Raw genomic sequence first — 10476 nt, 5'->3', positions numbered from 1 at the left:
CGCGAACACGTCCGGGTGGCCCGGCAGCGCGAGATCGGCCGCGACCGCGAGTCGCCCGCGCACGAGTTCGGTGCCCAGGGTGCCCATGAGCGGGCTCGCGGTGACGCCGGCCGTCCACACGAGCGTGCGGCACGGCAGTCGCTCGCCGGTGGTCAGCGTCACCGACTCCTCGGTGATCTCCTGCACGCTGACCCCCAAGCGCACCTCCACCCCGCGCTTGGCGAGCATCTGGAGCGTGGCCTTGCCGAGATTCTCGCCGAGTTCGGGCATCAGGCGTGGAGCGACGTCGACGATCATCCAGCGCACCTGCGCGGGATCCAGGCGCGGGAAGTGCTTGAGCGCGCCGGTGGTGACCATCTCCAGACACGCGGCGGTCTCCACCCCCGCGTAGCCGCCGCCGACCACGATGAACCGGCAGCGCGACGCGCGCTCGGCCGGGTCGGTGCTGGAGTTGGCGACCTCCAGTTGCGCGATCACGTGGTCTCGGAGGTAGACCGCCTCGGCCAGGGTCTTCATGCCGTGCCCGAACGTGGTCAGGCCGGGGATGTCGAACGTACGAGTGATGCTGCCGGGCGCCAGGACGAGCTTGTCGTAGTGCTCGTTGGTGACGTCGCCGGAGATCTTGCGGACCACGCACACCTTGGCCGCGAGGTCCACCCCGATCGCGCCGCCGGGCAGTACGTGGGTGCGCTTGAGCATCCGGTGCAGCGGTACGGCCGTGGTCCGTGACGACAGGACGCCGGCCGCGACCTGCGGCAGCAGCGGTCGATAGACCATGTAGTCCATCGGGGAGACGAGCACGATCTCGGCCTCGCGTGGACCGAGGGACCGCTCCAGCTTGCGCACCGTTTCGAACCCGGCGAATCCTGCTCCGACGACGACCACCCGCTGCACCATGGAGGCCCCTTCCGGGAGGGCCGTGGGAGGAAAGCCCGCGACCATGTGGCACATTTCGTCCCAACATAGGGTGATCGTTTACCGCTCACGACCGGAGCGGGCCATCCGAGGGCGCGATCGGAGCGGCTCGTCGGGTGCCGGGCCGTGGTGTTTCGTCGGCTCAGCCCCGGGCCGGTGCACGGCGGGAGCGGCCCAGGGCGAACCCGGCCGCGACGCACAGCACCGGGGCGGTGAGCAGGCCCGCGACGAGGTTGAGGCCACCGTAGCCGGCCAGGCCCAGGACGGAGCCGGAGACCGCGCCGCCCGCCGCGCCGGCGAGGTTCATCAACAGGTCGGAGGCGCCCTGCACGCCGGGTCGCTCGGGCGCCGGCACCGATTCGGCGAGCAGGGACGAGCCCGCGACCAGGCAGCAGGACCAACCGAAGCCAAGCAGGACCAGGCCCACCATCGTGCGCCACGTCGAGGTGCCGGACGTGCCCGCGGTGAACACCGCGAGAAGCAGGACGAACTGGCCGGCGAGAATGACCGGGATCCGCCCGAACCGGTCGGCGGCCCAGCCCACCACGGGCGACAACGAGTACATGCCGGCGATGTGCAGACTGATCGTGAGGCCGACCAGGGTCAGCGCGGTGCCGTGGTCCTTCATGTGTACCGGCGTCATCGCCATCACCGACACCATCACCACGTGCCCGAACGCGACGGTCGCCAGACCCAGCATCGCGCGGGGCGCACGCCGGACCACGGCCAGAGCGTTGCGCAGGCCGGGCTTCGCCCGGGCGGCGTCGCCGAGGTCGGCGCGGGCGATCAGCAGCGGGTCGGGCCGCAGCGCGATCCACAGGACGATGCCGGCGCCGGCGAAGGACGCGATCGAGAACAGGAAGGGGCCGGCCAACTCGGGCAGGCCCAGCGCGCGGCCCACCACCGCGCCCGGCTCGTTGAGGTTGGGGCCCAGGACCGCGCCGACGGTGGTCGACCACACCACGATGGACAGCGCCTTGGCCCGGCCCGCGTCGTCGGCGAGGTCGGTGGCGGCGTAGCGGGACTGGAGGTTGGCGGCCGTACCGGCGCCGAACACGAGCATCGCCACGATCAGCAGCGGGAACCACTCCAGCACGGCCGCCAGGATCACACCCCCGGCCGCGAGCGCCGCGAGGCCCCACCCGACGGTGAGCGCGACGCGACGGCCCCAACGGTTCGCGGCCCGCGACATCGGTATCGCGAACATGGCCGCGCCGAGCGTGATCGCGGTGGTGGCCAGGCCGGACCAGCTCTTGGATCCCGACAAGTCCTCGGCGAGCAGGCCGCCCACGGTCAGCGCCGAGCCCATCCCGACGCCGCCGACGACCTGGGCGGCGATCAGGACGCGCACGGTACGACGCTGCAACGCGGTGCGATCCACCGGCGCGGGTTGCCCGGGTGCGGGCGGTGCCGACTCGGGGCCGACGGATTCGGGGTCGACCGATTCGGGTGAGGCCGGGTCCAAGGCCGTCATGCGGGATCCACCACCAGGTCCGTGAGAGGTACTCCCGGGGGAAGTACCGCGAAGTACCGCCGGGAAAGGCTCCGGCAGACCCACAGAATGGCGGATCCACCCGGTCCGCCCCACGTGGGTCGGTATCGAACCATGTTCCTCGGTGCATCCGCCGTCGCGCTTCGAGTCGGCGCCCTCGGGCCGGACGCGGGTCACGGGAGATCGGACACGACACCGGCGGCCGGCTCGGATCTCTCCTGCGCGTTGCCGTCGGCCGATACCGCGACGTGCGGCTGACCGTGCCCACGCCGGTGATCGCGATCCGGTGATCGCCCCGAAAACCCTCACGGGCGCGGACGCGTGTCCGGCGGCGGGGCGGTGTCCGTCGTCGAAAACCCGGATGCGGACACCCCCGGGGCTGCCGTTATCCTGGCTCCCATGGCTACGCCCCGCATTTCCTAGTTCGAGGACCCGACTCCACACCACCCGTGTGTCCTCGAACTGTTCCGGAGCGTCATCCCATGATCACCGTGCGCGGTGTCGACGTGCGCGTCGGCGCGCGTCTGCTGCTGTCCGACATCTCCTTCCACATCGCCCCCGGCGACCGCATCGGCCTGATCGGTCGCAACGGCGCCGGCAAGACCACCCTGCTCAAGATCCTGGCCGACCACGCCGCGCCGGCCGCCGGGAACATCACCCGCACCGGGTCGATCGGCTATCTCGCGCAGGACCCGCGCGCCGCCGACCCCGCGAGCACCGTCACCGACCGGATCCTGTCCGCACGCGGCCTCGACCGAGCGGTGGGCGCCCTACGCGCCGCCGAGACCGCGATGACCGACGCCGCGAGCCACCGGGCGCAACAACGCGCGATGGCCGCCTACAGCAGGGCGGAGGCCGAGTTCCAGGTGTGCGGCGGCTACGCGGCCGAGGCCGACGCGGCCCGGGTCGCCGCCGGGCTCGGCCTGCCGGAGCGGGTCATGGCCGGCCCGATCGGCGCACTGTCCGGCGGGCAGCGGCGCCGAGTCGAACTGGCCCGCATCCTCTTCGCCCGGCACGACACCCTCTTGCTCGACGAGCCGACCAACCACCTAGACGCCGACTCGATCACGTGGCTGCGAACGTTCCTGACCGCCCACCCCGGCGGCCTGGTGCTGATCAGCCACGACACCGACCTGCTCGCCGACACCGCCAACCGGGTCTTCCACCTCGATCCGCATCGCGCCGCGATCGACGTCCACAACACCGGTTGGCGCGCCTACCTCGCGCAACGCGACGCCGACGAGCGCCGCCGAACCCGGGAACGGGCCAACGCCGAACGCAAGGCGGCCGCGCTGCGCCTCCAGGCGGACAAGATGCGTTCGCACGTGTCGACCGCCGTCGCGGCCAAGAACATGACCCGCCGCGCCGACCGGATGCTCGCCGACCTCGAACCGTCGCGGCGCACCGACAAGATCGCCCGGATCCGACTGCCCGAACCCGCGCCGTGCGGACGCACGCCGTTGGGCGCGATCGCGCTGACCAAGGCCTACGGGGACCTGCCGGTACTGACCGGCGTGGACCTCGCCGTCGACCGCGGCAGCCGACTGGTGGTGCTCGGCCTCAACGGCGCGGGCAAGACCACCCTGCTGCGCATCCTCGCCGGCCGCGAACTCCCGGACGGCGGGCGTGTGGTGGCCGGACACGGGCTGCGGCTGGGCTACTTCGCCCAGGAACACGAGACGCTCGACGACGCGCGCACGGTACGGGAGAACCTCGCCGCCGCCGCGCCGGGCCTGACCGACGGCGAAGTCCGGCACGTACTGGGCGCGTTCCTGTTCACCGGTGACGACGCCGACAATCCGGCCGGGGTGCTGTCCGGCGGCGAGAAGACCAGGCTCGCGCTGGCCGGGTTGGTCCACTCCGGCGCCAACGTGCTGCTTCTGGACGAGCCGACCAACAACCTCGACCCCGCCTCGCGTGGGGAGGTACTGGCGGCGGTGGGCACGTATCCCGGCGCGATCGTGATGGTCACGCACGACGAGGGCGCGATCGACGCGCTGCGCCCGGATCGGGTCCTGCTGTTGCCCGACGGCGTCGAGGACATGTGGAGTCCGGACCACCGGGAACTGGTCGCGCTCGCGTGACGGTTGCCCCCACCCACCGCGGCCGCGGTGGGTGGGTGGGAGCCGGGCTACGCGGGCTTGCGGGCCTCGATGAGAAAGCGCGTCGAATACGCGACGAACGGGCCCTGCGCCTCGATCCGCTCGTGCAACTCCCGCAACCGGTCGCGGTATCGCTCGACGGTGAAGCCGGGCACCATCCAGATCACCTTCCGCAGGAAGTAGACCACCGCGCCGATGTCGAAGAACTCGTTGCGCAACGACTCGAAGCGCAGGTCGACGACATCGAGCCCCGCGGCCTCCGCCGCGCGGCGGGTGTCGTCGGGGTTGCGCCCGCGCCGAACCTCCTCCGGCTGCGGACCGAGGAAGTATTCGACCACCTCGAACATGCTGGAGTGGCCCACGTGTTGCGACAGATAGGAACCGCCCGGCGCGAGTACGCGCGCGATCTCCGCCCACCACACCGTCACCGGGTGTCGGCTGGTCACCAGGTCGAACGCCGCCTCGGCGAACGGCAACGGCGGCTCGTCGGCGTCGGCGACCACCACCGCGCCGAGCGGATGCAGCAACCGGGTCGCCTTCGCCACATTCGGCGGCCAGGACTCGGTGGCGACCATCGTCGTCGGCAACGTCGGTACGCCGGCGAGGACCTCCCCGCCGCCCGTCTGGATGTCCAACGCGGCCGACGCGCGGGCCAACCGCTCACCCATCAGGCGCTGGTAGCCCCACGAGGGGCGCTGCTCGGTGGCCCGGCCGTCGAGCCAGGAGAAGTCCCAACCGTCCACCGACACCGCGTCGGCCTCGGCGACAAGATCGTCAAAAGTTCGTGACATATCGTCATGATTACCGCAAGTAGCCCGAAAAGCCAATGAATAGGTCGCACGCGGGTCGTGAAGAGACGCTGCGGCCGGTCGCCCCGGGAGCCGCGCCGGTCGGGGTCGTCGGGAAGGATGGGGACATGACCTCGACCGTGCTCCACTCGCTGACCGTGCCGTGGATCCGCCCGCCCCACCGGATGGACCTGCTGCTGTCCGACGAACTGCCGGACGGCTACACCGTCAGCACGGCCGTCGTGGTGGCCCTGGACAGCGCCGATCGGACCCTGCTGACCCGCGTGGATCTACCGGGCCGCGGCTGGGAGTTGCCCGGTGGCCACCTCGACCCGGGCGAGTCCGCGCCCGTCGCGGCGGCGCGCGAACTCGCCGAGGAGACCGGGTTGGACGTGCGACCGGATCGGCTCACCCTGTACGGCGGACAACGGATCACCCTGCTCGGCCCGCCACCGGCCGAATACCGCTACGCCGCACGGGGGTTCATGGCGTTCTACACGGTGCGGCTCGACCACGAGGGCGCTCCGACGCGGCCGCACCCGGACTCCGAGTGCGCGCAGGCCGAGTGGCTCGGCCGCGACGACGTCGCGCTGCGTGCTGCCGGCGCGGCGTGGTTGCCGCTGCACGCGGCCCTGTTCGACTGAGGTGCCCGCGGCCGGGCGCTACCCGCGCTCACGGGGGGCGAGGATCTCCACCTGCGGCAGGTCACGGTGGCGGTGGTGGGCCGCGGCGATCGCCGCCAGGTTCGGGCGGTCCAGCGCGTGGTACGCCGCGGCGAGCAGGTCGGCCGCGTACGCCTCCCGGGCCGGGTCGCCGTGCGAGGCCCAGTACAGGTCGCGGCCCAGGACCAGCGCCTCCGCCGGATCACCCGCCACGCACCGACTCAGCGCCTGCGCCACCGACTCGGCCAGCGCCTCGGTGTCGTCGAACGACGCGTACATGTACTGCGCGAACCGGTACTCGTCGGCGCCGTGGTGCGGCGGCCGGCCCAACGCGGTCTCGCCCGTCACGAGCGCGCCGCCCTCGTCCAGGGTGGTGATCCGGTCGGGGTCCACCGGCGGCTGCCGCGACGCGTACGCGCCGATGTAGGCGACGCCGGTCTCGGGCCGATCGGCGGTCTCGAACGCCGTCAACGCCCCGCGCAGCAGGGCCAGGTCGGTCCGTCGTTCGTTCCCGTCGAGGACTTCGTCGGGGCCGCGGTCGTCGAGGTCGCGCCACACGCGTTCGACGACGAGCCGGACCGCTTCCAGCGGTGTCCCCGCGCTCCGGTCGATCCCGCCGCCGTCGTTGGTGTAGTAGCTGCCGACGCCCGCGCACGTGCGCCCGTCGTCGAACCACAGGCCGTAGTGCAGGCCGTCGGAGCCGCCGTGCAGGAAGGTCAGGAACTCCGGCGGGTCACGGTAGTAGCGACCGTGGACACGGACGTCGACACCCGCGACGGGCTGCCCGTCGGGGTCGTCGAACAGGTCGAACACGCCCATCGTGCTCAACTCCGCGTCGCGCAGCGCGCGCCGCTCCCGCGGGCCCAGCGCGTCGAGGAACGCACGGAACCGGAAGATCGACTCGGGCAACTCGACACCCCAGTCGCGCCGAAAACGCTCCTCGATCCGAGCCCGCGACGGCGACCGCGCGTCCACGCCTTCAGCCTCACCCATCACATGTCCCCGTCCCAAGGCCGCGCCCGATCACCCAGCGGGCGTCGACGTTACCGAACCCCGCCGACGCGTCCGGCGCCGGCGGGGTCGGGGTGCCGCGCTCGCTCCCGGGGACGAGCTACCGCGCGGCGCGTTCCGCGGTCGGGCGGCGACGCCGGGCGGGATCGGTCAGCGACGGGGGCTGCCACACGCCGTCCGCGCGGTAGAGGTCGGTACCCGGCGGGACGATCTCGTCGATGCGGTCCAAGGTCGCGTCGTCCAGGGTGAGTTCGGCGCCCTTGTGCAGGGCCGTCAACTGGTCCATGGTCCGCGGCCCGATGATCACCGACGTGACGTCGGGATGGGCGGCGGTGAAGGCCACGGCCAGCTCCGGGAGCGAGCAGCCGAGATCGGCGGCGATCTCGACGAGTTGTTCGACCACGTCGAGCTTGGCGGCATTGACCGGGAGCCTGGGGTCGAAACGGCCCGGCGTTCGCGCCGCACGACCGGTGGTCAGGTCGATGGGCCGGCCCTTGCGGTACTTCCCGGTGAGGAAGCCGGAGGCGAGCGGGCTCCAAGTCAACACACCCATCCCGTAGCGCCGGCAGACCGGGAGGACGGACGTCTCGATGCCGCGGGCGAGGATCGAGTACGGCGGCTGCTCGGTGCGGAAACGGTGCAGGCCACGGCGCTCGGACACGTGCTGCGCCTCGACGATCTGATCCGCCGGGAAACCGGAGCAGCCGAACGCGCGGATCTTGCCCTGGCGGACGAGGTCGCCCAGCACGGAGAGCGTCTCCTCGACGTCGGTGGTGTGGTCCGGGCGGTGGACCTGGTAGAGGTCGATCCAGTCAGTCCCGAGACGGGCCAGGCTCTCGTCGACCGCCTTGAGGATCCAACGCCGCGAATTGCCGCCCCGATTGCGGCCCTCGCCCATCGGGAAGTGCACCTTGGTGGCCAGTACGACGTCGTCGCGCCGACCCGCCAGAGCCTTGCCGACGATCTCCTCGCTCTCGCCTCCCGAGTACATGTCCGCGGTGTCGACGAAGTTGATCCCCTGATCGAGCGCCGCGCGCACGATCCGGACGCAGTCGTCGTGGTCCGGATTGCCGACGGCACCGAACATCATCGTCCCGAGGGCGTACGCGCTGACCTCGATGCCGGTGCCGCCGAGACTGCGATAGCGCATGACTGAACTCCCCATGGTGTGGCGCCGGTCCGGTGGTGTGATCACCCGAGCCGGCCGATGCGGGCTCGCCGGGCGACGGCGCGATACCCTCCCGCGGCCGTGCCGAATCCGCCGGTGATCGAGGCGGCCGAGGGCCGCTCCCGCACCGCACTCTAGGAGTTGGAGTGGACTCCAAGTCAAGTGCTCGACCGGCAGGCCGCTTTCGGCCCGGTCGTACCGGAGCGGGCCATACGGCTAGCGCAGTACGTAGTCGCCGGTGTCCGGGGACTTCGTCCAGGTCCAGTAGTCGATCAGGCGCCACGGGCTGAGGATGTGGATGTCGCCCTCGGCGTTCTTGTACCAGGAGTGTCGGATCGACGGGTGCGCCCACACCAGGCCCGCCAACTCCTTTTGGGTGCGCTCGTAGTACGCGTCGTGCACGTCGCGCCTGGGCTCCATCGAGGCGTGGCCGCCGCTCACCAGGGTGTCCACGCAGCCGAGGATGTAGCGGATCTGGCACTCGGAGTGGAAGATCAGGCTGCCGCCGTGCGCGAGGTTGGTGCCCGGCCCGTACATGCAGAACAGGTTCGGGAACTCGGGGATCGTGATGCCCAGATAGGCGGCCGGCCGATCGCCCCACCGCTCGGACAACTCGACGCCGTCTCGGCCGCGCACCCGCATGGGCCACAGGAAACGGTTGGCCTCGAAGCCGGTCGCGTACACGATCAGGTCCACTTCGTGGCGCTCGCCGGACTCGGTCACCACCGCGTCCGGCTCGATCCGGGCGATGCCGTCGCGGACCAATTCGACGTCGTCGCGTCGCAGCGTGCGCAGCCAACTGCCGTTGTCCTGCAGGGTGCGCTTGCCCGTCGCGGGATAGTCCGGGATCACCTTCGCCCGCAGTTCCTCGTCGTCGCCGACCTGACTCGTGATCCACTGCTCGAAGATCTGCCGGGTGCGCTCGTTGTGCGCACTGATCGAACGCTCCTGGTTCGGCCAGTCGGGGTCGACCCTGGCCCCCTCCAGGATGCCGTCACACGTCGGCCACATCACCAGGAAGCGGTACCAGCGACCGTAGAACGGCAGGTGCCGCAGGGCCCATTGCACACCTTGCCCTACTTTGGCATGGTATTGAGGATTGGGGAACATCCACTGGGCCGAACGCTGGAAGACCGTCAGGTGCGCGACGTCGTCGGCGATGGCCGGCGCGATCTGGAAGCCGCTCGCGCCCGCCCCGACGAGCGCCACGCGCAGGCCGCGATGGTCGACGGAGTGGTCCCACGCGGCGGAGTGGAACGAGGGCCCGGCGAACGACTCGCGGCCGGGAATGTCGGGCAGTTTGGGCCGGTTGAGTTGCCCCACCGCCGAGATGACCGCGCGTGCGAGCAGGGTCTCCTCGGTGCCTTCCGCAGTCCGGACCCGGACCCGCCAGGTGGCGGACGGTTCGTGCCAGTCCGCGCCGACGACCTCGGTGTTCCACCGCACACGCGGCGCGATGTCGTGGCGGGCCATGACGGCCTCGAAGTAGCGCTTGAGTTCGGGCTGACGGGAGAAGAACTCGCTCCAGTGGTCGGCCGGTTCGAACGAATAGCAGTAGAAGTGGTTGCCCACGTCGACCCGGCAGCCGGGATAGGTGTTCTCGTACCACGTGCCGCCGACGCCCGCGTTCTTCTCGACGATGGTGAACGGGATACCCGCCTCCTTCAGCCGGATACCCGCGAGCAACCCGGACTGCCCGCACCCGACGACGACCACGGGAAACCGCGCCCGAGCCTCGCGGGCCGCCGGATCCGCGGGCGGCTCGACCCGGCGCGCGTCGACGCCGTCCAACCCCAATTCCTCCAGCACCATCGGGACGTACTCCTGCGGCACCTCCCGGCACGCCACCCAACTCATCATCTCGTGGATCAACTCCGGCCCCGGGGGCGGCGGAAGCACGCAACCGCCGTCGCGGTACGCCCGGATCACGTCGAGCGCGACGGCCCGGGCCGCGTCCTTGTCCTCCTCGGGCATGAACCCCTGCACCTCGTTCGCCACCAAGGCACGCGGGCGCAACGGGCCGCGGATGTAGGACGGGTCCCCGGTGATGTGCACCAGCGTGAGCATCAGGGTGGGGATGCTGACATCCGCCAACGCTCGCGCGATCGCCGCGTCGTCGTCCGTGATCGGCAGGCCGGCATGGGGATTCGGCGAAGTCATCTCGAAACGCTCCTGCGGGGTATCGGGTTGCGCGGCACGCCGTTGCGGGGTTCACACCTACCTGGAATCGGCGCACATGTACATCACGATCGGTGTCGATCGGACGCCGGCGCCCAGCCGTTGCCGGCAGTCGCTTCGCCGCCGCCCTTGCCGGAGCCCTGCCGTCGCCGCGCCGTCG

At 71.3% G+C, this 10476-nt stretch carries 8 protein-coding genes; 2 read left to right on the top strand and 6 right to left on the bottom strand.

The genetic code is table 11. From position 1 onward, the window contains the following. Together GT354_RS46710 and GT354_RS46705 are read right to left on the bottom strand one after the other, a co-directional pair. Positions 1-897: FAD-dependent oxidoreductase (locus GT354_RS46710; protein WP_237536133.1), on the bottom strand; the 897-nt coding region annotated here is incomplete at its 3' end. Between the two features lie 160 nt (positions 898-1057). Further along, on the bottom strand, positions 1058-2389 hold the full coding sequence (locus GT354_RS46705; RefSeq protein ID WP_161363737.1) for an MFS transporter: 1332 nt from the start codon (positions 2387-2389) through the stop codon (positions 1058-1060). Between the two features lie 500 nt (positions 2390-2889). Between GT354_RS46705 and GT354_RS46700 the strand changes: the two genes are divergently transcribed. Further along, positions 2890-4491: an ABC-F family ATP-binding cassette domain-containing protein gene (locus tag GT354_RS46700; protein ID WP_161363735.1), complete on the top strand. Its 1602-nt coding sequence runs from the start codon at positions 2890-2892 to the stop codon at positions 4489-4491. A gap of 47 nt (positions 4492-4538) precedes the next feature. Here the strand turns inward: GT354_RS46700 and GT354_RS46695 are convergent, their stop codons facing one another. Then, complete coding sequence (locus tag GT354_RS46695) at positions 4539-5300, bottom strand: class I SAM-dependent methyltransferase (RefSeq protein ID WP_161363733.1); 762 nt, start codon at positions 5298-5300, stop codon at positions 4539-4541. A gap of 125 nt (positions 5301-5425) precedes the next feature. Between GT354_RS46695 and GT354_RS46690 the strand changes: the two genes are divergently transcribed. Beyond that, a complete protein-coding gene (locus tag GT354_RS46690; protein WP_161363731.1) occupies positions 5426-5941 on the top strand; it encodes an NUDIX hydrolase in 516 nt (171 codons plus the stop codon). 18 nt (positions 5942-5959) lie between these two features. Here GT354_RS46690 and GT354_RS46685 read toward each other — a convergent pair whose 3' ends face one another. The 3 genes from GT354_RS46685 to GT354_RS46675 form a co-directional block, all read right to left on the bottom strand. Continuing rightward, the gene (locus GT354_RS46685) at positions 5960-6952 is read right to left on the bottom strand and encodes an ADP-ribosylation family protein (RefSeq protein WP_161363729.1); all 993 of its coding nucleotides are present in this window, start codon (positions 6950-6952) and stop codon (positions 5960-5962) included. A gap of 118 nt (positions 6953-7070) precedes the next feature. Beyond that, positions 7071-8120 (bottom strand): aldo/keto reductase, encoded by a 1050-nt coding sequence (locus GT354_RS46680; protein WP_161363727.1) that lies wholly within the window; start codon positions 8118-8120, stop codon positions 7071-7073. A gap of 234 nt (positions 8121-8354) precedes the next feature. Continuing rightward, complete coding sequence (locus tag GT354_RS46675; protein WP_161363725.1) at positions 8355-10298, bottom strand: NAD(P)/FAD-dependent oxidoreductase; 1944 nt, start codon at positions 10296-10298, stop codon at positions 8355-8357. Positions 10299-10476: the final 178 nt, after the last annotated feature.

The sequence above is a fragment of the Streptomyces sp. SID3343 genome (assembly GCF_009865215.1).
Taxonomy (GTDB): domain Bacteria; phylum Actinomycetota; class Actinomycetes; order Streptomycetales; family Streptomycetaceae; genus Embleya.
This window is presented reverse-complemented; position numbering and strand designations above follow the sequence as displayed.

Excerpts from the sequence above, each read along its gene's own strand:
- GT354_RS46685 (WP_161363729.1), bottom strand. The coding sequence starts at position 6,952 with ATGGGTGAGGCTGAAGGCGTGGACGCGCGGTCGCCGTCGCGGGCTCGG.
- GT354_RS46695 (WP_161363733.1), bottom strand. The coding sequence starts at position 5,300 with ATGTCACGAACTTTTGACGATCTTGTCGCCGAGGCCGACGCGGTGTCG.
- GT354_RS46705 (WP_161363737.1), bottom strand. The coding sequence starts at position 2,389 with ATGACGGCCTTGGACCCGGCCTCACCCGAATCGGTCGACCCCGAATCC.
- GT354_RS46700 (WP_161363735.1), top strand. The coding sequence starts at position 2,890 with ATGATCACCGTGCGCGGTGTCGACGTGCGCGTCGGCGCGCGTCTGCTG.
- GT354_RS46675 (WP_161363725.1), bottom strand. The coding sequence starts at position 10,298 with ATGACTTCGCCGAATCCCCATGCCGGCCTGCCGATCACGGACGACGAC.
- GT354_RS46690 (WP_161363731.1), top strand. The coding sequence starts at position 5,426 with ATGACCTCGACCGTGCTCCACTCGCTGACCGTGCCGTGGATCCGCCCG.
- GT354_RS46680 (WP_161363727.1), bottom strand. The coding sequence starts at position 8,120 with ATGCGCTATCGCAGTCTCGGCGGCACCGGCATCGAGGTCAGCGCGTAC.